This is a genomic window from Brevibacillus brevis (assembly GCF_001039275.2).
Lineage (GTDB): Bacteria > Bacillota > Bacilli > Brevibacillales > Brevibacillaceae > Brevibacillus > Brevibacillus brevis_C.
On sequence record NZ_CP030117.1, the window covers coordinates 4,039,814 to 4,064,575 of the forward strand.

Below are 24,762 nucleotides of genomic sequence, written 5' to 3' on the forward strand. Positions count from 1 at the left end.
TCCTATCCGATCAATAAATCCAGAGAACCACAGCTAGTGCGAGACCCAAATCCGCGAACAGATGACTCATCCAGTTTGGATAAATCGAAGGAAACATTCCTTTCATCCATCCCCAAATCAACCCTGCACCAAAAACCATCGTTGTAATGAGCAAGCCGTTTCGAAAACCAAATAGGATCGTAGAGATAATCAGGTGATACAAGGAATAAAAAAAGCTGGAAAGAAAAATGGACATCAAGCGGGACAAGGATGCGCGCAACCGCTGCAATACGAAGCCTCGCCAGAACAATTCTTCCAGTAGTGAGTTAATGAAAATGAGGTAGAAGGAAAAAACCCAAATCCAGCGGCGTTCAATCCCCCATGCTTCCATACCTGTTCGAACGGCTTCAGTTCTTCCCGGTTCTTGCAGGAGCAACCAAAGCCCTGCCAGCACTCCTGTCAACATAAGAACGCCAAATGCCAGTCCGTATAAAGTACCCTGCCATTCAAAACTTCCCCACGCTAAACGCCAGTGCTTTCGCAAATCTCCTTCCCACCATCCGTGAAGGGCGGGGATACAGATGCAAACGAGCACATGAAAAGTAAAGAACGTGACAATGACGCTATGCTTTTCCACCAGTCCGTAAAAGATCGTGAGTGTCGCAGCAAATCCATACACAATCAACAGTAGCATCGTTCGTTTTCGCGCCATTTACGAATAGCTCCTTTTGGGCGTAATGGCCGCAGTATTGCGTTAGTTTGTCCGTTATATAGGCGAAGAATACCCACAAAGACAATAAATATACAAGCGTTTGCATGAATGCTATACTAGAGAAATCGCTTTTTATCAACTGAATGGATCTGTTCAAATTTTTACCTATCTAACGAATGTTTGGAGTGGCTCTCATGTTATGGCGTAATCGTACCTTTCTGCTTTTAATGAGCGGAGAGATCGTCGCGGGAGCGGGCATGTGGATTTCGATTATTGCCAATCTTTCGTTCATGCAGAAACTCGTTCCTTCTGATACGGTGAAGGGCTTGATTCTGATGTGTGGATTGGTGGTCAGCATCCTCCTCGCCCCTAAAGCGGGTGTGGTAATCGACATGTACGACAAAGGCAGGATCATGCTATTTGCCAGCCTGGTCCGAACACTCAGCCCAGTCTTCATGTTCCCAGCTCTTGCAAACGATTCTCTTCTGTGGATGATTGTATCTTTGATCGTGATGCAATGCTCTGCTGCGTTTTATTTTCCAACCGTACAGGCTTCCTTGCCAGCCATCCTTTCCCAGGACGAGTTACTCAAGGCGAACAGCGCATATTTAAATATCTCTACCCTCTCGCGCATTGGAGGAACGGCAATCGGTGGAATACTCGTTGCGTCCATGGACTTGTCCATGCTGTATGTGTGCTCCATCATCGCGTACGCTGTACTCGCTGTCGTCACGCTCTTTCTCCGCATTCCGCCAGTCACTTCTCGGAAGATTCAGGAAAAAGTGGAGTTTCGCGAAGTACTGACAATCTCGCGACAGGATCCAGCCTTGTTTGTCGGATTGATTAATAACGGGTTGATCACCTTATTCCTCGGCGGTGTGAACCTGATGATCTTGAACTTTAGCGAGCTGCAACAGGAACCGCAGCTCATGGGATGGATCTATGCAGCAGAAGGAATCAGCATTTTGATTGGGGGGCTCTTGGCAAAACGTTGGATAGGCCGCAGAAACCTCGTGGCAGCGTCCACCATCATGCTCTTTTTCTTCGCGCTGTCCCAGTTCGGCATGTCATTCGCCGATAACAAATTCATGGTACTTGCTTCCTTCTCGGTGTTCGGATTTGTCGTTGCTTTCTTCTTCCCTGTCACGGCAACGATTTTCCAGAAGCGCCTGCCTCCACACCAGCAAGGGCGATTCTTTTCTTTCAAAAGCATGCTGGATCGTGGATTCTTCTTGTTGGCTCTTGCGATTACAGGAGTTGGGCTGGACCTTCTCGGCATTAGCGGTTACCTCCTCTTCATCGGCTCGGTGACATTGCTCTTTGGCTTGTTGACTTTCTTCTACAGTAAAAAGCATAAGCTGGATGTACGGTCCCACGATGAAGCAGCTGCCTAGTAGTGGAAACGTACCATGACAAACGCTTTCCCATAGACCATACTTTGGTGTACACTAGTGGAAGTATGTTGAACACTTATGGAGGCGTTTTTCCATGCAGATCCTTTCCTCTCCCATTTTGGGAATCCTGCTGCCTCTCGTGATGGCTATTGCAGTGATCATTGTGAGAATGCGTCGGCAAAAAAAGCCGGCTTCTGCAAAAAGCATTATTTTGCCACCCTTCTTTATGGCGACAGGGTTTGCGATGTTCTTGTTCCCGGAGGCGCAATTACCGCCCAAGTTTGATATTGCTGCCTTTGTGGTTGGGCTTATCTTTTCGATTCCGCTGATTATGACGTCACGCTTCGAAATCATTGGGCAAGATGTGTATTTGAAACGGTCCCGTGCGTTTTTCTTTATTTTGTCCGGTCTGTTGGTCATCCGGCTGATTATTAAACTGCTGATCAATGATAGCTTTACACCGATTCAAACGGGTGGACTGTTCTTCTTGCTCGCATTCGGTATGCTCGTACCTTGGCGCATCGCGATGCTGGTGATGTACCGGAATTTAACCAAAAAGACGTTTGGTACCTAATAGAAAACCACCTCCATTGCGAGGTGGTTTCTTTCATTTTCGGTTCCTCGGATCAAAACTCTACATAAAACGGATGCTCTTCTTCTCGCAAACACAGCTCAATGCGTTGCCGAAAGTTTTTCCAAGTGACCATCTCCAAAGCTTTCTCTACCGAAAAAAAGCCTGCCTCCAAGCATTCCGGGGTCGTGATCAATTCTCCACCCACCGGCTTGGCTAAAAATAACGCATTGCAGAGGCTTTTCCTAACATTTTGAAAAATACCGCAAAACTTCGTCACTTCAATCTCCAAGCCGCATTCTTCCTTTGTTTCTCGAATGGCTGCCTGTGCAAGAGATTCGCCCTCCTCTACTTGGCCACCAGGCATTTCCCAGCCTCTACGCGGACCCTTGATCAATAAAATCTCCTGACGCTCATTGATGATAATCGCTGCTGCGGACACAATATGTCGGGGTGATCCCATATGTATGCCTCCATTTCTTCTAAACGACTATTCCAGCCTTGATAGACTGAGTCTTTACTCAATACTATATTCCCCTTTGGTAACAAGATATAATTGATCATAAAACTTAAAGTTAACGTTAAGTCAAGGGGTAAAGTCATGGCTGGACTTAGCATTGGGCAACGCGGGTATGACAAAACGACTACTTGAACGCACCGGCTTTAGCATTCAGGAAATCGCTATTTTGCTAGAAGGCTTTGATACCCGTGATCCCCTTTCCGAGCGGTGGGAGCAGATCGCAAAGCAAAAACGCTCCTAACTGAGGAGAAGAAAAAACAGCTTAACTCGATGATACAGATACTAGACAGTGGGCTAAGCTGTAAAGGTCTCACATGGTCGGCATGCTTGGAGAAGATAGAAAATACGGGTTCGTGTTAGGAAGGGGAAGTACAAGAAGTGATTTCAAGAGAGCAATTAGAAAAGAATCAAGTATGGCTCTATGCTTTCGTACTAATGATTGCCGCTGGAACTGGGTTGTTGTGGCCAGAATCCAGTGAAAGCTTAGATCGTATGATTTCGTTCATACTTGCCATCTTACTGTATGGAATGTTTACTCAAATACCGTTTTTTCGTTTACAAGAGGCACTGGCGAATCGAAAGTTCATCTATGCGCTACTTGTTACGAATTACATAGCTGTACCTATTCTGGTTTGGGGGTTAACTCGGTTTCTTCCAACCGATCCGGCAATATTATTAGGTGTACTTCTTGTTTTGCTTACCCCCTGCATTGACTATGTTATTGTCTTTACACATCTTGGTCGAGGGAACGAAAAGCTTGTTTTGGTTTCGACCCCTATACTCTTTGTCACACAAATGCTTTTATTGCCAATTTATTTAGCGCTTTTTATGGGCAAGACATCAGCAGAAATTGTGAGTGTCGGGCCGTTTCTCGAAGCATTTTTAGGCCTTATTGTTGTTCCACTGGGACTTGCTCTCCTTACTCAATGGTGGTCAAGACGCAAACCACACGGAGAACGTTTTCTTGATGCGACAGCATGGCTTCCCGTGCCTTTTATGGCACTAACCCTCTTTATTGTTGTTGCATCCCAAATCTCTAAACTATATACCTCTTATCATTTTATTAGCCAAGTGATTCCCGTCTATGTAGCATATATGGCCATTACACCATTGATTGCACGTATCGTTTCTCGTATATTCCGTTTAGATACCCGAGCGGGGCGGGCTCTTATCTTTAGCGCAGGAACCCGTAACTCTCTTGTCGTTCTACCGCTTGCACTGGCGCTACCTGAACCTCTAAACGGGGTAGTGTCTGCTGTAATCGTAACGCAAACAATTGTAGAACTTATTGGGGAACTCTTATATATTCGTCTTGTTCCAAATGTACTTTTACGAGAGACGAACGGAACTGCTGAAAACAAAATGAATAGGCTTGGTAGATAATGAAACGATCTACATGACGGGCGGTGCGTTGGTACCGCCTCCCTCTCTTCCAAACAACTATTCCAGCGCTGCTAGAAAGTAAGATCCTCCACCAATCTTATACTCGCTATTCTTGCTCGCTCCTGTCAGCCTCACAAAAAACGGTCTCTGCCCACGATTTTTCCATGTAGTCTGCGCCAATCCCTCCTCAGTCGGTTGGCAAAGTACTACATTTCCACCCGGAAGCTCAAATGCCTGACAAATGGCCCCCAGTTCTTTATCGTGGAATTTTTCGCTCTTCTCCCATCCAAACCAGCTTTGCCAAAGGGCTGTTGCTTCTTCCAGATCCTTTACTGCATAGCCTACTGACTGGAGATGGGCTGCACCGTTCGGATGTGCACCAATGATACCACGATTTGTCAAATCTTCTATTCTTTCTTCATCTGTCTGCGACCATTCAATGAGAAATGGCGGTAGAAGAGCACTATCTGCATCTTCGAGAAACAACATCCGCCACCGAAGGGTCGTGCCATCATCACGCGTACGACTTCCCGCAACAGGTCCCGTCACCTGCAAACCTTGGCTTCGCAGGCGCTCTGCCCACGCATCCATCTCGCTGGTCCGAAGCGCAATCTGGCTAAATCCTTCTCCCTTTGCTTCGTCCTCGATGCATTGACGTACGAGTGGATTATCTGATTGTCGAGCAAGCTCCTCGTGTTCAACCGCCAAAAATTCAACATAGGAAAGCCCGAAATAACTAAGGCTATTCCATGTTCCCCAAGACGCATGACGCCCTCCGGCTACCGCATGAAAACCCGCCTGGCAAAATTGTTCCGATGCTTCCTGAGGAGTTCGCTGTACAAAATGAACCAAATGATCAAAAGTTAATCGCACCTTTTTTCGCCTCTTTTCGTATTACTTATAGGATATCAAAACTCATTGATGTAAGGATAGAAAGACAAGGGGGAAAAATGAACGAGACCAGATCAAGCCGGGTAAAAGCTCGGCGCAAGCACTCACGCAGAAAATGGGTACGTGTTGGGAAGAGCACGCTCCTTTTTAGCGTGTTGGCCATCTTCGTCGTCGGAACCTACTACCTATTCCAAACTGCCATGGATAGAGAACATACCAACCCGAACACGCAGCCTGCTCCTGACAATACCGTGAACCAAAAGACTTCTGTGCAGCTCACCTTTGTCGGTGACATCATGATGTCAGGAAATGTAGAGAAAACCTTACTCGCAAACAGCTATGACTACCCATACAAGCATGTAAGCTCGCTCTTTTTGCAAGATGATATCACGATTGCCAATTTGGAGACACCGATCACCGAAACAGGTGTTGCTGCACAGAACAAGGCGTATGTCTACAAATCATCGCCACTTGCTGTTCCTGCCATGAAAAACGCTGGGATTGATGTGGTGAATCTCGCCAATAATCACTCCATGGACCAAGGAGTTCCGGGATTACTGGATACCTTTGACGCTTTGGACAAAAACCGGATTGAATACGTCGGCGCCGGAAAGGATGCAAGCCGTGCCTATTCTCCTGTATTGATAGAAAAGAACGGCATCAAGATCGCGATTCTCGGCTTCAGCAGGGTCATTCCCGAAACGAGCTGGTATGCAGGGAATTCCCAGCCGGGTATGGCCGCTTCCTATGATCCTACGCTAGCAGTGAAAGCGATCCAAGATGCGAACAACCAAGCGGATCTCGTCGTGGTGATTGCACACTGGGGTAAGGAACGCTCCGATTATCCTGTCGATCATCAAAAAGAGTTGTCTCGTGCCTACATCGATGCTGGTGCAGATTTGATTGTTGGCGGTCATCCTCATGTCCTGCAAGGTTTTGAACGATACAACGAAAAATGGATTGCGTACAGTCTCGGCAATTTCATTTTCACACGATCAAACGAACCCAAGACTTGGGAAACGATGGTTCTGCAAGCAAGCTGTACGAAAAGTGGTGATTGTGAGCTGACGATGCTTCCGTTTCACGCAGAATTGGGACAAGCTGTACCCATGAATGAAAGCAACGGCGCTGCCCTGCTAAAACGCATTGAATCCATTTCTGAAAGGGTTGACATCCAAAGCGACGGGCGTGTACAGCCGCGTGCAAAAGCGGTGGAGACTGCCCCCTGACAAAAGAAGCCGTGTTTCTAGCTAACTAGAGATACGGCTCTTCTTCTTATGATTCCTCTTTCTTACGCAGATTCGATAATGGGGAAGCAGCGCACTTCTAAGCCAAAATCATTTTTCAATAGGGACTCGTGCTCTTCACTGATTCCTGTCACGATCAAACCTGCGCGCAAGACGCCTCCTAAGTCGAATTGGACTTTAAGTTTATGCACGTTGACTCCTGCCTGCTGAAGGAAATGCAAGACACGGTCTGGCGTAGCAGTATGACATGAGCCCTCCAGATAACACAGGACGTGTTCTTCCGAGTCCACCGTGACACCAGCTTTGGGAGCCGTTTTTTCTTTCCAGGTAGGATGCGGTGTGAATGGCTGTGTCAATAAATAGGCCAAATCCTCGACGACAGCACTCGCTGTAGGGAGCTCTCCTGCCCCTCTTCCTGTAAACAACAAGTCTCCCACGATGTTGCCGGATAGCTGTACAGCATTAAACGCGTCGTGGATTTGTGCCAACGGATGGCTCAGCGGAAGCATGGTTGGTTCAACAGATAGGCGAATTCCTTTCTCAGCTTGATAGGCCTGCGCGATCAGCTTGATCCGGTATCCCAGCTCGCTCGCAATCCGAATGTGACCTGCTGACAAATCTGCAATTCCTTTGCGAACAACATCTGCTAAAGGCAGTGATTCTCCGTAAACAAGCTGTGCCAAGATATACAACTTGTACATAGCATCAAAGCCTTCTACATCCGAACGAGGGTCTGCTTCCGCATAGCCCAGCTCCTGCGCTTGCTTGAGCACCTCCTGGTAAGAGAGCTGCTCTGCCTCCATTTTCGTCAAAATGAAGTTCGTTGTTCCGTTGAGAATACCGCGAACGCCTTGAATATCGTTCGTGCGCAGGAACTGCCGGAGCACGCTCAAGATCGGGATGCCCCCTGCCACACTCGCTTCATAGGCAAGATGCACTTGATGCTGATTGGCCAAATCGACTAGCTCTGTTCCTTTTTTCGCCAAAAGTTCTTTGTTAGCAGTTACTACATGGCAGCCCTTTTCGATCAAAGCACGGACGTAGTCATAGGTAGGTTCTACACCGCCCATGACCTCCACCACGATATCCACATCGCTGTTCAATACATCCTCAAAGTCTGTTGTCAGTAAAGTCGGGTCGATAGGAACCGCCCGCTCTTTTTCCGAGTCACGCACCAATGCCTTGACGATCTCAATTCGTTTACCCAGACGAGAAGCCAGCTTCTCCTGTTGTGAACGGATCGTTTTGATTACGCCTCCACCCACTGTCCCCAATCCCAATAATCCCACGCGTACCACTTCTGCACTCATCCTGACCACCCCATACCCCGAATTTTAGATAAAAAGAAAAGCCATCTTCGATAAGAAGAAGGCTTGTTAGCAGCTACTGCTCCTCCTCCTTATCTACCAGGACGTATATGTCCTGCAGGAATTGGCACCTTGTCACAAAATATGCGTGACGGTTGCCGGGCTTCATCGGGCCAGTCCCTCCACCTCTCTGGATAAAGAAAATATGAAATTGAAAAAAACCTTCTTCGCTAAGAAGAAGGTTCATCTACTAATGGAGTAACCCGCTTCTTATCTATCGAGACGAAACGTCTCGCAGGAATTGGCACCTTGTCGCAATATGCAACGGTTGCTGGGCTTCATCGGGCCAGACCCTCCACCTCTCTGGATAAGAACCATTTATGCTGTTGAGCTTTATTCTAAGAAATTCCAAGGCAAGCGTCAACAAAATTCTTTCTTTTCTGATTGCAAGCTGATTTCGCCAGGCTTTCAATTGTGGGTGAACAGGCTTTCTACCTCTTCCATCTTGCAGCAAGTGCAATGAAACCCGCCCTCCTGGCATTCCTCAGGCTGCTCTTTTTCCTCGACATATCCGCACCATTGGCAAATCATAAGTTGCATCGTCGCACGCCATAAGGAACCTGTTTCCATCTATGAAATTGTCTATTCTCACTACTACCCTCAGATTTTACCTTATTTTTCCCTATTTTGTGAACATTGCTCGTGGGCCAGTAGCCATTCCTTTCGCCACAAGCCACCCGAATAGCCTGTTAAACTCCCGTTTGCTCCTATAATTCTGTGACAGGGTACGATGATGTTCAGCCGATTTTTTCCGTTGGCATTCCCGACAGCCCTCACCGCATTTTCCTTCCCAATCAACGCGGCTAGCTCCGTGTACGTAATCTTGTGCGCATAGGGAAGGGTGGTCAATGTGTGCCAGACTGTTTTCTGAAAGTCTGTCCCTTTCATACACAGGGGAACAGAAAAGGACTGTCTCTCGCCGGAAAAATATTCGTCCAGTTGTTGCCGACAAACGAGGAGAGGCTCTAGGCATTTGTCTTCTTGTTCAAGCAAAATGGGTTCGTCCCGATCTGTGAACATGATCGAACATACCCCGTCTTCTGTCCCACTGATTTCCAAGATGCCGAGTGGCGAAACATAGTCAATTGTCTGTAATCTCTCCATACAAGACCTACCCTAGATACCGATCTTTCAAAATGGTTCTGTGGTGAGCTTCATGTCCAGCAATCACATAGGCCAGCGTCCTTGCAGATAGCTTGTTTCCGTTGGCAAGTCCTGTACGCAACCACGCTTCTGGAGAGATTCCGCGAACCTGCGCGATGGTGGAAGCCCGAACAGCCTTATACTCTTCCACTAAATCAGAGAGGTCTCTTCGCTGAAAACACCCGTGTTCGACAAAAGCATTCTCATCAAAACCAACGAGGGGTGTCTGATCTCCTCTCGCGATTCTCAGCAAGCGATAGCTCATGATGCGTTCTGTATCGACGAGATGACCCAAAACCTCTTTTACCGTCCATTTGCCTGGTGCATACCGATAATCAATTTGCTCAGGCGCAAGTGACGAAAATAACGCGACTTGCCTCTCTCCTTGTTGTGTGAGGATCGTTTGCAGATCCCCCTCCGGTACAATTCCAATATAATAGTCAAAATATGCAGCGTATTCATCCTGCTTTGGTCGTCTGAGCATGTATTTCCCACTCCTCTTCATTCATTTTGGATAGACAAATTATACCACTATGCATCCTCAGCCAAACATTTCTTGCCCAATACGAACGCACCCGCCTGATCTTCACAGGCGGGTGACCGTCACCATTATACGCTATGTAAGCCTTCAAACAGTAGGACCCTTGCCGGGGCTGCATCCGTGCCGATCAGCTTGAGTGGTGCAGCTACCAAAAAATACTCGCCTGGTGGGACCTCTCCTAGCCGCAAGCCTTCCACGACAATGACTCCCGCTGCAAACAGCTTTTTATGTGTGGGGTGTCCTTCCTGGGCGCGTTCGATTCCAAGTGCATCGGTACCAATGCCCCGCACACCCAGCTCACTTAAATACTCTGCCCCTTCTTCTGACAGAAAGATGAATTCAAAAGAGAACGCCTCTTCAAAAGAGTTTTTCGTTTTAAACAGGACAAAATCTCCTCGCACAAGATCGAAGCTCTCTAAGTCGGAGCGAGTGATCCTGTCCTCTACCGCGGTGAGATCGAGAACCTTGCAGCTGCCCACTAGCTTCTCCAAGGAAATACTCTCAAATGTATCGCCAGCATTCACCATGTGCAGGGGAGCATCCACATGGGTACCAGTGTGAAGGTCCATGTCGATTCTCGATTCTGTTACATAGCCATTGGTAGTGGTTCGTATTTTCGGCTGCTTTTCCGGCTTGTTTTTATACACCGTCATTCCTTCGTACACGGTGGCGGTTACATCATACATTTTCATCCCCAACGCCCTCCCTTTGCCTACTGTTTTTTTCGATCCGCTGGAAAAACAATCCCCATCTGTCTTCTCACTTCATCCATGACCTGCATGGCCATTTTGGATACTTCATGCGAATTCGTTGCAGACTGTCTGGCCCCGCTTCTCGCCAAGTGTAGGAATTCTCTTATTTCATAATGCATGGTCTTCGGGGTTTGAGGCCTTGTCACTTGCTCGATTCGTCCATCCCTGTAACGAATGTCCACTTCTTTGAGATGGTTGATTCGGTCGATCACCATCGTAGCGTCCTCCCCTTGAATTTCTGCTGGTTGATAGGAGGTCGTAATTTTCGAGAAGCTAATGATTGCATCCATCTCTCGATACTTCAAAAGCATACTGCCTTCTCCGTCCACACCAGAATCAAGCACAATTCCTTCTGCTTTGATGTCATCTGGTCTGCCAAAAAGGATGAGTAGCGGATAAAGACAATAGATTCCGATGTCCATCAAGGCTCCGTTTGAAAAAGCAGGATCAAAAGCACGTAAAACCTTTCCTTCGCGATACGCATCATAACGCGAAGAATATTGGCAATTGCTAGCAATAAAGCGCCGTACTTTTCCCAGCTTGTGCAGGTTGTCCTGTATCGCAAAAAAATTGGGCAGCAAAGTAGATTTGACAGCCTCCATGAGCAGCACGTCATTTCTTTTCGCTGCTTGGATCATTTCTTCAACCTCAAACGCATTGGAAGCCAGTGGCTTTTCGCATAATACGTGTAACCCCGCGTCCATGCACTGGATCGCTTGCTCCGCGTGGCAGGAGTTGGGGCTCGCAATATAGACTGCGTCCACATTTTTGCTTGCAGTCATTTCTTCCAGGCTGTTATAGGCGAATGGAGCATGGTACTTGTCAGCGAATTCCTTGGCGCGTTCGATGGTACGTGAATAAACAGCCTGAAGAGAAAATCCTTCTACTTCTTGACCAGCCTGGATAAATTCCTCGGTGATCCAGTTCGTTCCAATTACGCCAAATCGCATCTCATCCGCTCCCTTTTCTTTTTTCTATCTCGTTGCAGTGACCGGTATTCGTTCCTCGACCTTATCCAGCCACCACACGAATCCGTCTGCTGCAAGCAATTGCTCTGCGGCCTTCGGTCCGAATGAGCCAGCTTCGTACGTAAAGAGCGGCACCGAATTTTCCGCAAAGGCTTCCAAAATCGGTGTCACCCACTCCCATGACAGCCGGACCTCATCCCAATGCGCAAAGTAAGTGGAATCCCCTCGGAGTGCATCGACCAAGAGCAGCTCGTACGCTTCTGGTACGTCTTTTGTCCCTGCACTGAAATCTACCGTCACCGGTTCAATCTTACCGCTATTTGTCGGATTCTTACTATTTACCTGCAAAGCAATACCTTCGTTCGGATTCACGCTGATGATCAACAAATTAGGCGCTGGCGTTTCATTTTGTTCCTGATATAGCTTTTTGTGAGGATTTTTAAACTCAATGACGATCCTGGTTGATTTCTCTTGCAGTCTTTTCCCCGTGCGAATATAAAAAGGTACCCCTTTCCAAAACGGATCATCAATCCAGACACGCGTGGCAATATACGTTTCTGTCATCGAAACGGGATCGACACCAGGCTCGTCCCTGTAGCCAGCCACAGGCGTCCCATGAATATGTCCTGCGCTATACTGACCGCGAATAACGTGTGTGTGGACTTCTTCTTTCATCATCGGACGCACGGCTGCCATCACCTTGCGCTTTTCTTCTCTGATATGGGCGGACGTGATTCGCTTCGGAAGCTGCATAGCGAAGATCATGAGCATTTGGAGCATGTGATTTTGAAGCATGTCGCGCAGTGCCCCGGCTGGCTCGTAATATCCAGCCCGATCCTCAACGCCGACCGTTTCATTCGCCGTAATTTGTACGTTTGCGATGTACTGATTATTCCAGAGAGCCTGGAAGACCGGATTCGCAAATTCGAGAGCCTCGAGGTTTTGAACCATCGGTTTTCCCAAGTAATGGTCAATGCGATAAATTTCTTCTTCCGAAAATGCTTTCCCCAGCTTTTCATTCAATTCTTTCGCTGATTGCAAATCATGTCCAAACGGTTTTTCAATGATCAGACGCTTCCAGCCTGTCGTTGAGCCCAATCCGCTGGCCTTGACATTGGTAGCAATTCCCTCGAAAAATTGCGGGGCTACTGACAAGTAAAACATCCGGTTTTGCGGGATCTGCAGCTCTTGCTCTTTTTTCAGGACCAGATCATGTAACGTTACATAAGCACGTGGTTCCATGACATCTACTTCCGCATAGCAACAAGCAGACAAGAAAACGTCTAGCTCGCGGGAATCAATCTGGGCACGACGAGAAAACTCATGGACAGACTGACGAACAGATTCCTGAAATTCGTTATCAGACCAGACCCTTCTCCCCACACCGATAATCGAAAAGGCAGCAGGCAATTTTTGATCTACATATAAGTTAAACAGCGCAGGGAAAATTTTGCGTTTGGCTAAATCTCCTGTCGCGCCAAAAAGGACAAAGGTCATCGCTTCCATCTACTTTTTCATTCCCTTCCTACCTACGCCGTGATGATGGTTATAGTGGTACACTGTTATTATTCGAGAAAATCACTGCTTTATCAATATGCAGCCTTAAGAACGACGCAAGATTGCACGTACCGGACTTCCATCTGCTTCCATCAAAAGCAGTGGCAGTGCGATCAATTCGTAATCACCCGGTTCGACATGATCGAGCAGGAGCCCCTCCAAAATATGAATTTCATGCTTGTGAAGTCCGTGATGAGCGGCCAGTTCCTTGCTGTCCAACGGATCGACAGATGGGACATCCACTCCGATCAACCGAATGCCTTTTTGGGCGAGGAACGCTGGCAAATCCGCTCGCAGATGACAGATGGATGACGGAAACTGATTGGGGTCGCTCCATGATAATGTTTTGAGCAGCAAACGTTCCACCCCCTCCAGATCAACCTGGGCAAAATCTTCTGGGCCAATGCTGGAACGTCCAGTAAGCTCTACTACTCTTGTCTCTCCGATATACAAGTCCAAAGGCAATTCAGCTATTTTTCGGCCAACGTCATCGAAGTGAAACGGAGCATCCACATGGGTGCCTGTGTGAACACTCATTGTTACTTTACCGACATTGACCGATCCGCTCTCCGCTTTGGGCCAGTTTACGACATAGTGAAAGGGAGTGTCCCCTGGCCAGGTCGGCATACCTGCCATGAGCGGACGGGATATATCTATTATTTTCATCATGTATCCTCCACCTTCCAGCAACTGTTCATACCTATACTCAGCGTACAGAAAAGACTATATTGAGTCAATATTCTAACATTTTTACCAAAAAAAGACCGCAGCTTGATAGAGAGCTGACAGTCTTTTCGTTGATTCAGATCCTAGTATGAAGAGACAGGTAGTCCCACACTTCATCATAAATCCCATGGTAATCCACTTGTTTCAAATGTTCTTTCAAAGTCCTCAACCACTCAATGGTTGTTGGATAGGTAGCTGCAATGGCCTCCCGTAGATCGCTCATCTGAATCGGGCGATCGACCCCTTTTGTTACAATATCATGCCATACCTGCTCCGTTGCGAGCTCCACTACATATTCAATGTCTGCCCCCGAATAAAACTCTGTCCATCCTGCTAATTGCCCATAATCGAGCATCTCAGTGGGACGGCCCTCCAGTTTTAAGCGAAAAATATCCTCCCGTGCTTGCCGATCTGGCGGTCCGACAAAAATCCAGTGATCAAAGCCGGCTGCTCGGAGCATGGATGGCTCCAATTCCCACGGGACGTTGGTTGCACCCATCAGGACAAATCGTTCGTCGTACTCGCCTGCCTCCGCTATCTGCTGAAGCCATTTGGAATCGAACCCCTGTCTGTTAGAGGAGTTCGCATGCTCTTCGTAATGGCTGGAAGCGTCCAGTTCATCTAAAAAGAACAGAAACGGTTTATTGGCAGGGGTTGTTGCCAGTAAGTCATGGATGTTGAACTGCCTGTTTGACGGCGTATACATACTTCGACCGCCTGTGATCGCCATGGAGAAAAAATGAGCCTGGCATTCTTCTGCGGTTGCTTTTGCCAGCAAAGATTTTCCGCATCCCGATGGTCCGTAAAGTAATATGGTACTTTTCTTTTGAGGCAACCGTTGCGAAATAGGATGTAGAAGTCTTTGAAAAATTGCCTCTTTTACTCGTACAAGCCCGCCGACCATTCCAAAGCCCGCCGTTTTCTCAACGAGTTGAACCGATTTCGCGGTGGTCTTTCCTTTGCCCCCTTCTATGACGCGTATCTTAGGTGAAAACATCGTAGTGTATGTAGAGGAATCCTTCTGATTGATCCCTTTTAACGTCCGCGAATATGGGGATTCCTTTTGTAGCTTGTTGAGTTCGATCACAATTTTTTCCTTCATCGATTCATTTCCATAGGCAAGAGCCTGCGTAAATGCCTGTAAAGCCTCCGTACGATCCCCTTGCTCAGCATGCTCTAATCCTAATAACAGCCATACTGGCGCGTTGCGTTGGTCGCTCGTCAACATGCTTTTCAGTATTTCTATCTTCGTCATCTGCTTCATCCTCTGCGATCGTTCTGCTCCAAGCGATCGTTTAGTATCACGGACATATCCATTATAATGCATATATCTCGCAAGAAGAATACGAAAAGTAGGAAAAGATGGAAGAAGAGCTGTGACCGTCATTCAAAAAAGACGCCTTCTGCTACACAGCAGCGGGCGTCCAAGATACAGTCTCTATCCTCTCGACGGAAAAGCTCCGCCTTCCACACAAATGATGAACGAGAGTCCGAGATAAGGTTGCATATTATTATGAGGCTGAGTCCCGCCTGTGGTTCCAATTGCTTGCGGGCTAAGCGGTGTCCCATCACTCGTACTGGAGTAAGGAATGATACCTCCCCGGCCACCAGTGGATGACCAACTCGCCCCTGTTGGCGTATCCCCTGTAGGCGTTGAGCACGCATTTGGAACATGCGTATGCACCGGAATTTCGTTTTGCAGCAGTGTTATATTGGCAGCGCCATCTGTCTGACCTGCCGTACGCGGTGTCAAGCCAGGTCCTGCCCCCTGGTTCATCGGGGCTGTTCCTCTTAAATTAGGAAGTGCAAATGTGGTCTTGCCATCTCCGCCATACTTTGTACCCAATATCGAATACAAAACAGGATTGGAAGGGATCGTAAGCAATTGTCCATCACAAAAAGCCCAGTCCCTTGGCGGGAAGTTGCCAGCGAAGATACGAATTTCTCCAATATACGGATCCATATGAGAGTGCCTCCTCTAGTTTCTTGACGGGTAAATCCCTTGAATCGCGATGCAAAAATTCCCGACGAAATACGGCTGCATATTCGTATGAGGTGCACTGTTTCCTACCGTTTGCAACGCGCTCTCACTCATCGTCGTATCAGGGGTTGTCCCATAGGTTGTGGTGGATGCTTGCGCCCAGTAGTTCCCAGCGCTAGTTTTTTCACTGGCAACTGCATTCGATCCAGTAGCCGTATGGGTATGGGCAGGTATCTCGTTTGTTGTTAATACATGCGTTTCTTCTCCGGCTGACATCCCAAGCGGTACGATTGGACGATCCTGTTGATTGTTTTTATGAACGGGGACACGTCCTCTTAAATCTGGCAAAGCAAACGTGTTTTTCCCGTCCCCTCCATAAACAACTCCTAACAAGGAAAACAGTGCCTGGTTTCTGCTGATAGGCAACACCGCACCATTACACAAAGCCCAACCCTGTGGCGCAAATGGAAAGGGAAAAAATCGAATTTCTCCAAGAAATGGTTCCATGTAAAATCCTCCTGTTCGATTGGCATATTAATTTTGTTGCGGATAGATCCCATACAGGGCAATGATGAAATTAATAACCGTAAACGGCATCAGGTTACTGTGCGGTTGATTTCCACCTACAGTACTCAAGCTGGACGCGTTCATCAATCCATCAGGTGTATTTGTTGAATAAAGCTGCGTATTCTTTGCCCATACAGCATTGGCAGGGCTGTTCTGCGTTCCTGGCTGCGATGATGCATGGACCGTATGCGTATGCGCAGGCAATTGTGAAACGGTTAAGGTGACGGATTCTACACCATTTTTTTCACCCATCACGTAGGTAGTTCCTGTACTCGGATTTTTCCCTTGATTAAGCGGGATACGTCCCCGTAAATCAGGCAACGCAAAAGTCGTTTGTCCATCCCCGCCATATGTGGTTCCAATCAATTGAAACAACGTGTCGTATTCCGAAATAGATAAAATCTGTCCTTCGCATAATGCCCATCCTTGTGGTGCATAATCTCCTCCAAACATCCTGATTTCTCCAAGAAATGGCTCTGCCATGTTGCTTCCTCCTTATATAAAGTGGTAATTTCCGTTGTCGAACGAACAGATAGGTCATTTTTGCAGAACTGGCTGCCATTCCATTTGGATGTACAGCCCCGTTGAGTCTGTCACGATGAAATGAAGTCGTTCATATAATCGAAAGGCGGGATTCCCTTGTAAAACACGTAAACGGATCGGTAATTGGAAAGCTTGAGCCTCTTTTTGCAGATCGCCAATAATACTAGAACCAACACCCTGTCCCCGATAAGCAGGCAGCAAAGAAAGATCAACAAGATGCAGTGCATCTCCGCTCGCATCCGTGATCAAACGACCGATAGGCTGCCCGGATCGGAGAATGATTTGATGATTTTGAGCGGGAAACTGCATTTGGTAAGATTGCTGCTGCATGGCATACTGCGACTGTAAAAAAGCAAGCTTGTCCGACTCACTCCAACCCCAAAGTGCCATTTCTTCGATTCTCGTAGAACAGTACAATTCCCAAATAAATGCTTCGTCTTGCTCGTGTTCAAAAGGTCTGGTATGTACCATAATCCTCCTTGCAGCAATCGCTGTACTTTTCTGATATCCTGCCTGATTAAATAGCAATCATAAATCATGATATCATTAGCCAAATTCCTTCTGACACTAACTAAAGTTAGCTCTTTTATCGCTTGCAAAAATAAGGAAGAACCCATATACTTTGGTTTAAATGATTAAGTTTATTAACGGAGTGTGCAATGACGAATCCAACCTGCAATGAAAAAGCGATTCAACTATTTATGGAGTTAAGTCCATACTTCCAAGGCTTGGGTGATCCGATTCGGCAGCAAATCGTAGCTCTTCTCCTCGACAAGGAAAGCATGAATGTAACACAAATTGCCGAGCATATTCCCATGTCTAGACCTACGGTGTCTCATCACTTGAAAATATTAAAACAAGCGGGCCTGGTAAACGTTCAAAAGAAAGGAACAGAGATGTTTTATCGGCTTGAAATTACAGAAGCGATCAGGCTTTTCAAGCAATTGGTGACTTTCGTCGAGGAAGAGTGCAACTGAATTTGAACCGTCACGAAAAGGGACAGTGTGTCCCTGTTTTTCACACCTATACGTTAATAAACTTAAACGAATAAACATTTAATCAAAGGGGCGATTTTCATGAATCTTACCAAAGTTTTCATTGTCGGTGGCTACGGAACAGTTGGGAGCCAAATTGCCAAGATCCTGCATGATCGTCACCCTACTCTCGAATTATTGCTGGGAGGAAGGTCTGCGGGAAAGCCTTTGCCTTTTGCGTCCACTCGGCTAAAGCCTTTCCTTCTGGACATCTCCAAATCCGATCCTCTCGCCCATGCTCCGGATGATTTGACCTTGATCATTAGTGCAGTAAATGATCCTGATGACACACTGCTACTTGCTGCTGTTCGCCGACAGATTCCTCTGATTGACGTCACACGTTGGACAGAACGATTTTCACGATCGATCGAACGCTTGAAGAATGAGAACCTTGGCTCTCCAGTCACTCTCGCCTCAGGTTGGATGGGGGGAACTGTAGCGCTTCTCGCAAGCATACATACAGCTACCCTGCAAGATGTCCAGATACATCTTCACGCCCTTTATTCCATGCAAGACAAAGCAGGTCCAGATTCCACCGACTATATGGATCGAATGACGATCCCTTTTACTGTCACCACACCCACTGGCGTAAAAGAAGTGACACCCATGTCAGATCCGGTAGCCGTGACCTTTCCCAATGGGTTTCATACGAAATGCTATCGTCTTGACACACCTGATCACATGACGCTCGTGAAAGCCCAAAACGTAACTACCGCTGATTTTCGCATCGCCTTCGACCATAAACTGTCTACTTTTGCCCTCGTTTCATTGGTAAAAAGCCGGATATGGAATCTGCTCGGCAAGCGCACACGTCAAAAAATACTGTACAATCCAGGAGCAGGATCTCCTCACCATGTTGTCATCCAAATAAATGGGCGCAATCTGCATGGCGTAAAAGTGAAACGCCAAGTCGAGATTACTGATCCAAAAGGGCAGACTCATCTGACCGCTTTGGGAGCTGCCATTTTTGCACAATCAATCCTTCGGCAAAGCGAAAACGCAACTGTTGTGCCCGGCATTCTGTTTCCAGAGGATTTCGGCCATTTCGAAATGACTGCCGACGATATCCTCCAGTTTTATCGATCCGAAGGGGTCCAGATTGTGATCCACGACGAAACAAAAAAAGAGTAGGACGATCTGACCGCCGCCCTACTCTTCATCATGTATCACTTATGCTTCAAAAAAAGTTCGCGGGGATTTCCGCCATTCGCCCAATACTTTTTCCTGTTCGCTCGTAATAACCCCTTGCTCTGAAGCTACTTCCAAAAGTGCTGTGTAATTCGATATGGTGGAGCAAGGAATACCTGCTTCCTCAAACAAGGCTTGGGCATCCGGGAATTGGTAGCTGAAAATGGCTACGACCCCAAGTACCTCTCCACCATCAGCCTGCACCGCTTGCGCTGCTTTCAAGGAGCTGCCTCCTGTAGAAATCAGGTCTTCAATCACGACTACCTTTTGACCAGCCGCTAATGCGCCCTCAATCTGATTTTGGCGACCGTGGCCTTTTGCCTTGTCCCGTACGTAGATCATAGGCAGATCAAGCAGCTCTGCCACCCAGGCAGCATGTGGAATACCAGCAGTCGCTGTTCCCGCCACGACTTGCGCATCTGGGTACTGCTCCTTGATCAAATCGGCAAATGCTTTCGCAATGGCACGGCGCACATGCGGATAGGACATCGTGATCCGGTTGTCGCAGTAGATCGGGGATTTGATCCCGGACGTCCATGTAAAAGGTTGCTCCGGTCGCAGATGAACTGCCCCGATTTCGAGAAGATTCGCTGCAATTTGTTTAGCGGTTGTCATTGTCGTCATTTCCCTTATTCCCTCCAGCTGGCTACTTTACGAACGATCTTTTTCCACTGCTGCGACGATACTTTGCCAAACCCCGACCGGATCTTTTGCACCCGTAATGGCGCGTCCGATCACGAGGTAATCACTGCCCAAGCGGAATGCCTGTTCTGGCGTCGTGATACGCGTCTGATCGCCTTGATCTGCTCCCAGTGGACGAATTCCTGGCGTTACGGTTACGAAAGCGTCTCCAGCAGCTTTTTTGATCATCGGTACTTCAAGTGGAGAAGCAACGACCCCATCCAAACCAGCTTGCTTGGTCATCCGTGCATAGTGCACCACAACATCTTCTACCGCACCTGGAATCGCCAATTCTTGATTCATCGTTTGCAAACCAGTGGATGTCAGCATCGTCACACCGATCAGGAGGGGACGAGCAGCACCTGCCGCTGTCCCTTGCTCCAAACCTTCTCTCGCTGCTGCCATCATGGATACCCCGCCTGCCGCATGAACGTTTACCATGTCTGCTCCCAGACGCGCCAGGCTTTTCATTGCGCCTTTCGCTGTATTAGGAATATCATGAACCTTCAAGTCGAGGAACACGCTAAGTCCTTTTTCCTTCAGAAAGGAAACGATCGCTGGCCCTTCTGCGTAAGCGAGCTCCATCCCCACTTTTACATAGCGGATATGCCCCGCTAAAGGCTCGATGCACTTCTTGACTTCATCCAGTGTGGAAAAGTCGAGCGCAACAATCATGCGTTCGCGAATATCGGTAAGTTGTTGTTGCACGCTACTCTCCCCCTTTTATACGGTTACTGCCACTTTGGCACCAGCACGCTGGGCTGGCATTGCTTCTGTAGAGAATGTGATCGTCTCCAGTACGTGCAGGAGAGCGGAAGCTGTATCGAGTGAAGTCAAGCATACGGCGCCGTTCTCTACTGCTTCCCGACGAATGCGGAAGCCGTCGCGTTGCGGTGTTTTGCCTTTTGTCAGTGTATTGAGCACGATGTTCGCTTCGCCTGTATGGATGACATCCAACAGGTTTGGCGTGCCTTCGGACAATTTGCTTACACGTGTGACTTGCAGTCCCGCTTGCTCCAAATAATCGGCTGTGCCTGCGGTCGCCATTAGCTTGAAGCCGAGGTGGCGGAAGCGTTTCACGATGTCTAGCGCTTCTTCCTTGTCTTTATCAGCAACTGTCACGAGCAAGGTGCCTTGTGTCGGGATATTCATGCCTGCTGCAACCAAGCCTTTGTACAACGCTTTTGCCAGTGTGCTCTCGCGTCCCATGACTTCTCCGGTCGATTTCATTTCAGGGCCGAGCGTAATATCGACACGGCGCAGCTTTGCGAAGGAGAAGACTGGTACTTTGACAGAAACCATCGACTCCTCTGGATGGTAGCCCGGTGTAAAGCCTTGATCGATGATAGAGTGACCAAGGATCGCTTTCGTTGCGATGTTCGCCATTGGAATCCCCGTAACTTTGGAGAGGAATGGCACCGTACGGGACGAACGCGGATTGACCTCGATTACGTATGGGCGGTCTTTATAGATGACGAACTGGATGTTGAGCAAGCCTTTGATTTGCAGGGCACGCGCCAGCTTCGTCGTCATGTCGATCAGCTCATCCTTGATCGCTTGGGACAAGGATTGCGGAGGATATACAGCGATAGAGTCACCGGAGTGCACCCCTGCGCGTTCGATATGCTCCATAATGCCTGGAATCAGGACGTTTTCGCCGTCGCAGATCGCATCGACTTCCGCTTCTACTCCGACCATGTAACGGTCTACCAGTACAGGGTGATCAGGATTTACCTTCACCGCTTTTTCCATGTACTCTAACAGCTCGGACTGGTTGTAGACGATTTCCATCGCGCGTCCTCCAAGTACGTAGGAAGGGCGAACCAGTACCGGGAAGCCAAGACCTTCTGCTGCCACGACTGCCTGCTCGACTGACGTAACCGTTTTGCCTGGTGGTTGGGCGATATCCAGCTCGCGCAGCAGCGCTTCGAACTTCTCACGATTTTCCGCTGCGTCGATGTTTTCCAGACTCGTACCCAAGATTTTGATTCCGCGTGCAGCCAGCTTGTCAGCCAGGTTGATCGCGGTTTGCCCGCCGAATTGTACGATGACACCCTCTGGTTTTTCCACATCGAGAATGTTCATGACGTCTTCGATGTACAGTGGCTCGAAGTACAGGCGATCAGAAGTGTTGAAGTCTGTAGAAACGGTCTCCGGGTTGTTGTTGATGATCACTGCCTCATAGCCCGCTTCTCTCAGTGCCCAGACAGCGTGGACAGTCGCATAGTCAAACTCGATGCCTTGACCGATGCGGATTGGTCCGGAGCCCAGCACGACCACGCGCTTCTTGCCAGTCTCGATGCGCTCGTCTTCTACTTCATACGCGGAGTAGTAGTACGGTGTTTGCGCTTCGAATTCTGCCGCGCAAGTATCTACCATTTTATATACAGGTACAAAGCCTTTTTCCATGCGCATTGCGTATACCGCTTCTTCTGTCTCACCGCATAGCTCGGCAATTTTGCGGTCCGTGAAGCCCATGCGTTTTGCTTCGTACAGCTTTTCGCTCGTCAAGCCTTTTGCCAGTTCCGCTTCAAAGGCAATCATTTTATGGAACTTGTGCAGGAAGAACAGATCGATCTTGGTCAGGTTGTGCAGTTGTTCGATCGTCCAGCCACGGCGCAGTGCTTCTGCCAGCAGGAAGAGGCGTTCGTCATCCGCGTGCACCAGTCGTGCTTTCAAATCTTCCTCGCTGATTTCGTCTGCTCCCTTGATCTCGATGTGATAGCTGCCGATTTCCAAGGAACGGATGGCTTTCATGATCGATTCTTCAAAAGTCCGACCGATCGCCATGACTTCTCCAGTTGCCTTCATTTGCGTACCGAGCTTGCGGTTCGCGGATTGGAACTTGTCGAACGGCCAGCGTGGGATTTTGCTGACGATGTAGTCCAGTGTTGGCTCGAAGCATGCGTATGTTTGGCCTGTCACCGGATTTTTCAGTTCATCCAACGTGTAGCCGATTGCGATTTTTGCTGCCATTTTTGCGATTGGATAGCCAGTTGCCTTGGAAGCCAGTGCAGAAGAGCGGCTCACACGCGGGTTCACTTCGATCACGTAGTACTGGAAGCTGTGCGGGTCGAGTGCGTATTGTACGTTGCAGCCACCCTCGATACCGAGCGCCCGGATGATGTTCAGTGCGGATGTGCGCAGCATTTGATACTCGCGATCAGCCAGTGTTTGGCTAGGCGCTACTACGATGGAGTCACCTGTATGCACGCCGACTGGGTCGATGTTTTCCATGTTGCAGACGACGATGCAGTTATCGTTGGCATCCCGCATCACTTCGTACTCGATTTCTTTCATACCAGCAATGCTTTTCTCGATCAAGCATTGCGTAATCGGGGAGTATTTCAATCCGCTTGCGACGATCTCGCGGAGGGTTTCTTCATCATCACAAATTCCGCCGCCTGTACCACCCAAGGTGTAGGCAGGACGAACGATGATGGGATAACCGATTTCGTTTGCAAAATCGACAGCTTCTTCTACCGTGCTCACGATGACTGATTCAGGTACTGGCTCGCCCAGCTCATTCATGAGGGAGCGGAACAGGTCGCGGTCTTCTGCTTGCTTGATCGATTCCAGCTTGGTACCGAGCAGCTTTACATTTTCTTGCTCGAGAACGCCTGCTTCTGAGAGGGCAACAGCCATGTTCAAACCTGTTTGACCCCCAAGCGTAGGCAGTAGTCCATCCGGCTTCTCTTGGCGAATGACTCGCGCTACGAATTCAGGTGTGATCGGTTCGATATACACTTTGTCCGCCATGTTAGTATCGGTCATGATAGTCGCCGGGTTGGAGTTGATCAGCACTACCTCCATGCCCTCTTCTTTTAACGCTTCACATGCTTGCGTGCCTGCATAGTCAAATTCTGCAGCCTGCCCGATGACGATAGGTCCAGAGCCGATTACGAGGATTTTTTTCAGATTATCTTGTTTTGGCATGAGTTTTTTCCTCCTTAGCGGTTTCCATCATCGCAAGAAACTGGTCGAACAGGTAGCCGGAATCATACGGTCCTGGAGCTGCTTCTGGATGGTACTGTACTGAGAATGCATTCTTCGCTGCATGACGTACACCTTCGACGGTGCCATCATTCAGTGCGATATGTGTAACTTCCAGTTCCGTGCTTGCCAGTGAGTCTTCTTTGACTGCATAGCTGTGGTTCTGGGATGTGATATATGTGCGTCCGGTTGGCAGCTCTTTTACCGGATGGTTGCCGCCACGGTGTCCGAATTTCATTTTCGTCGTGTCAGCGCCAGATGCTAGTGCAAACAACTGGTGACCGAGGCAAATTCCGAACAGAGGATATTCACCCAAGATTTCGCGAATCATCTCGACGGCTTGCGGTACGTCCTTCGGGTCCCCAGGGCCATTGGACAAGAGTATCCCGTCCGGCTGAATGCGGCGAATTTCTTCTGCTGTCACATTGTAAGGCACGACGACTACGTCGCAGTTGCGCTTGGTCAACTCGCGCAAAATCCCGTGCTTGGCTCCGAAGTCTACCAGCACTACCCGATGACCTGTTCCTGGACAGCTAAAGACGCTTTTCGTAGAAACGCGTGATACTTGGTCTGTCATCAATGTCGTGCCGTTTAGGGCAGCAACCAATTCAGTCAATGGGGCTTCACTGGTTGTAATCATACCCTTCATCGTGCCGTGGTAACGGATTTTTCTCGTCAGCATTCGAGTGTCGACTCCCGCAATCCCCGGGATGTCGTATGTTTTCAGCAGTTCATCGAGTGTGTTCGTATTGCGCCAGTTGCTCGGTGCTTCGCAATGCTCGCGAACAACGAAGCCGTGAATGTATGGACGAACAGCTTCAAAGTCGTCTCGATTGATCCCGTAATTTCCGATCAGCGGGTATGTCATGGTGACAATCTGTCCGCAGTAGGATGGGTCGGACAAAACCTCCTGATAGCCAGTCAGCCCTGTATTGAAAACCACTTCCCCGTAGGACTCCTTTGTCGCTCCAAATGCCGTCCCGATAAATTCTGTTCCGTCTTCCAAGATCAATCTTGCACGCAT

The 24,762-nt window shown here is 48.3% G+C and carries 26 protein-coding genes and 2 riboswitches; of the genes, 7 read left to right on the forward strand and 19 right to left on the reverse strand.

Going from position 1 to position 24,762, the window contains the following annotated elements; translation table 11 throughout:
- Nucleotides 1-10 precede the first annotated feature (10 nt).
- Entirely contained in the window at nt 11-691 is a 681-nt protein-coding gene (locus tag AB432_RS19385) for a CPBP family intramembrane glutamic endopeptidase (RefSeq protein WP_048033668.1), read from the reverse strand.
- A gap of 194 nt (nt 692-885) precedes the next feature.
- Between AB432_RS19385 and AB432_RS19390 the strand changes: the two genes are divergently transcribed.
- Complete coding sequence (locus AB432_RS19390; RefSeq protein WP_048033669.1) at nt 886-2,085, forward strand: MFS transporter; 1,200 nt, start codon at nt 886-888, stop codon at nt 2,083-2,085.
- Nucleotides 2,086-2,179: 94 nt separating this feature from the next.
- Nucleotides 2,180-2,659 (forward strand): CcdC family protein, encoded by a 480-nt coding sequence (locus AB432_RS19395; RefSeq protein WP_048033670.1) that lies wholly within the window; start codon nt 2,180-2,182, stop codon nt 2,657-2,659.
- 52 nt (nt 2,660-2,711) lie between these two features.
- Here AB432_RS19395 and AB432_RS19400 read toward each other — a convergent pair whose 3' ends face one another.
- On the reverse strand, nt 2,712-3,119 hold the full coding sequence (locus AB432_RS19400) for an NUDIX hydrolase (protein ID WP_048033671.1): 408 nt from the start codon (nt 3,117-3,119) through the stop codon (nt 2,712-2,714).
- A 169-nt stretch (nt 3,120-3,288) separates the two neighbouring features.
- On the opposite strand from AB432_RS19400, the gene AB432_RS31330 reads away from it, so the two are divergent.
- Both AB432_RS31330 and AB432_RS19410 read left to right on the forward strand, forming a co-directional pair.
- Nucleotides 3,289-3,417: a hypothetical protein gene (locus AB432_RS31330; RefSeq protein WP_256434912.1), complete on the forward strand. Its 129-nt coding sequence runs from the start codon at nt 3,289-3,291 to the stop codon at nt 3,415-3,417.
- A 137-nt stretch (nt 3,418-3,554) separates the two neighbouring features.
- Nucleotides 3,555-4,559 (forward strand): arsenic resistance protein, encoded by a 1,005-nt coding sequence (locus tag AB432_RS19410; RefSeq protein WP_048033672.1) that lies wholly within the window; start codon nt 3,555-3,557, stop codon nt 4,557-4,559.
- A gap of 57 nt (nt 4,560-4,616) precedes the next feature.
- Here the strand turns inward: AB432_RS19410 and AB432_RS19415 are convergent, their stop codons facing one another.
- The gene (locus AB432_RS19415) at nt 4,617-5,432 is read right to left on the reverse strand and encodes a VOC family protein (RefSeq protein ID WP_048033673.1); all 816 of its coding nucleotides are present in this window, start codon (nt 5,430-5,432) and stop codon (nt 4,617-4,619) included.
- A 77-nt stretch (nt 5,433-5,509) separates the two neighbouring features.
- Here AB432_RS19415 and AB432_RS19420 point away from each other — a divergent pair, with 77 nt between their 5' ends.
- Nucleotides 5,510-6,679 carry a CapA family protein gene (locus AB432_RS19420; RefSeq protein WP_048033674.1) on the forward strand — a complete coding sequence of 390 codons (1,170 nt, stop codon included), beginning with the start codon at nt 5,510-5,512 and terminating at the stop codon, nt 6,677-6,679.
- Nucleotides 6,680-6,741: 62 nt separating this feature from the next.
- Here AB432_RS19420 and AB432_RS19425 read toward each other — a convergent pair whose 3' ends face one another.
- The 12 genes from AB432_RS19425 to AB432_RS19480 all read right to left on the reverse strand — a co-directional run bounded on the left by AB432_RS19425 (nt 6,742) and on the right by AB432_RS19480 (nt 17,313).
- Entirely contained in the window at nt 6,742-8,007 is a 1,266-nt protein-coding gene (locus tag AB432_RS19425; protein WP_048033675.1) for a homoserine dehydrogenase, read from the reverse strand.
- 86 nt (nt 8,008-8,093) lie between these two features.
- A riboswitch (SAM riboswitch) is annotated at nt 8,094-8,205 on the reverse strand.
- Nucleotides 8,206-8,271: 66 nt separating this feature from the next.
- A riboswitch (SAM riboswitch) is annotated at nt 8,272-8,378 on the reverse strand.
- Nucleotides 8,379-8,676: 298 nt separating this feature from the next.
- Nucleotides 8,677-9,168 (reverse strand): methylated-DNA--[protein]-cysteine S-methyltransferase, encoded by a 492-nt coding sequence (locus AB432_RS19430; protein ID WP_048033677.1) that lies wholly within the window; start codon nt 9,166-9,168, stop codon nt 8,677-8,679.
- 7 nt (nt 9,169-9,175) lie between these two features.
- The gene (locus AB432_RS19435; protein ID WP_048033678.1) at nt 9,176-9,691 is read right to left on the reverse strand and encodes a DinB family protein; all 516 of its coding nucleotides are present in this window, start codon (nt 9,689-9,691) and stop codon (nt 9,176-9,178) included.
- A gap of 125 nt (nt 9,692-9,816) precedes the next feature.
- Nucleotides 9,817-10,440, reverse strand: a complete 624-nt coding sequence (locus tag AB432_RS19440; RefSeq protein WP_048033679.1) for a cyclase family protein — start codon at nt 10,438-10,440, stop codon at nt 9,817-9,819.
- A gap of 20 nt (nt 10,441-10,460) precedes the next feature.
- Nucleotides 10,461-11,450: a Gfo/Idh/MocA family protein gene (locus tag AB432_RS19445; RefSeq protein WP_048033680.1), complete on the reverse strand. Its 990-nt coding sequence runs from the start codon at nt 11,448-11,450 to the stop codon at nt 10,461-10,463.
- Between the two features lie 24 nt (nt 11,451-11,474).
- Entirely contained in the window at nt 11,475-12,974 is a 1,500-nt protein-coding gene (zwf, locus tag AB432_RS19450; RefSeq protein WP_048033681.1) for a glucose-6-phosphate dehydrogenase, read from the reverse strand.
- 96 nt (nt 12,975-13,070) lie between these two features.
- A complete protein-coding gene (gene kynB, locus AB432_RS19455) occupies nt 13,071-13,691 on the reverse strand; it encodes an arylformamidase (RefSeq protein WP_048033682.1) in 621 nt (206 codons plus the stop codon).
- A gap of 136 nt (nt 13,692-13,827) precedes the next feature.
- Nucleotides 13,828-15,006, reverse strand: coding sequence for an ATP-binding protein (locus AB432_RS19460; RefSeq protein WP_048033683.1), 1,179 nt, complete (start codon nt 15,004-15,006; stop codon nt 13,828-13,830).
- A 183-nt stretch (nt 15,007-15,189) separates the two neighbouring features.
- On the reverse strand, nt 15,190-15,714 hold the full coding sequence (locus AB432_RS19465) for a phage tail protein (protein WP_048033684.1): 525 nt from the start codon (nt 15,712-15,714) through the stop codon (nt 15,190-15,192).
- 15 nt (nt 15,715-15,729) lie between these two features.
- A complete protein-coding gene (locus AB432_RS19470) occupies nt 15,730-16,239 on the reverse strand; it encodes a phage tail protein (protein ID WP_048033685.1) in 510 nt (169 codons plus the stop codon).
- Nucleotides 16,240-16,266: 27 nt separating this feature from the next.
- A complete protein-coding gene (locus AB432_RS19475; protein WP_048033686.1) occupies nt 16,267-16,782 on the reverse strand; it encodes a phage tail protein in 516 nt (171 codons plus the stop codon).
- 54 nt (nt 16,783-16,836) lie between these two features.
- Nucleotides 16,837-17,313: a GNAT family N-acetyltransferase gene (locus AB432_RS19480; protein ID WP_048033687.1), complete on the reverse strand. Its 477-nt coding sequence runs from the start codon at nt 17,311-17,313 to the stop codon at nt 16,837-16,839.
- Nucleotides 17,314-17,501: 188 nt separating this feature from the next.
- Between AB432_RS19480 and AB432_RS19485 the strand changes: the two genes are divergently transcribed.
- Nucleotides 17,502-17,819, forward strand: a complete 318-nt coding sequence (locus AB432_RS19485; RefSeq protein ID WP_048033688.1) for an ArsR/SmtB family transcription factor — start codon at nt 17,502-17,504, stop codon at nt 17,817-17,819.
- A gap of 99 nt (nt 17,820-17,918) precedes the next feature.
- Entirely contained in the window at nt 17,919-19,007 is a 1,089-nt protein-coding gene (locus AB432_RS19490; protein WP_048033689.1) for a saccharopine dehydrogenase, read from the forward strand.
- 39 nt (nt 19,008-19,046) lie between these two features.
- Here AB432_RS19490 and pyrE read toward each other — a convergent pair whose 3' ends face one another.
- Genes pyrE through AB432_RS19510 form a run of 4 tightly spaced genes read right to left on the reverse strand, consistent with a single transcriptional unit; the run spans nt 19,047 to nt 24,762 of the window.
- Entirely contained in the window at nt 19,047-19,688 is a 642-nt protein-coding gene (gene pyrE, locus AB432_RS19495; RefSeq protein WP_048033690.1) for an orotate phosphoribosyltransferase, read from the reverse strand.
- A gap of 27 nt (nt 19,689-19,715) precedes the next feature.
- Nucleotides 19,716-20,453: an orotidine-5'-phosphate decarboxylase gene (gene pyrF, locus AB432_RS19500; RefSeq protein WP_048033691.1), complete on the reverse strand. Its 738-nt coding sequence runs from the start codon at nt 20,451-20,453 to the stop codon at nt 19,716-19,718.
- Nucleotides 20,454-20,468: 15 nt separating this feature from the next.
- A complete protein-coding gene (gene carB, locus AB432_RS19505; RefSeq protein WP_048033692.1) occupies nt 20,469-23,681 on the reverse strand; it encodes a carbamoyl-phosphate synthase large subunit in 3,213 nt (1,070 codons plus the stop codon).
- Nucleotides 23,665-24,762 carry a carbamoyl phosphate synthase small subunit gene (locus AB432_RS19510; protein WP_048033693.1) on the reverse strand — a complete coding sequence of 366 codons (1,098 nt, stop codon included), beginning with the start codon at nt 24,760-24,762 and terminating at the stop codon, nt 23,665-23,667. Before AB432_RS19510 ends, carB begins: the two co-directional genes overlap by 17 nt.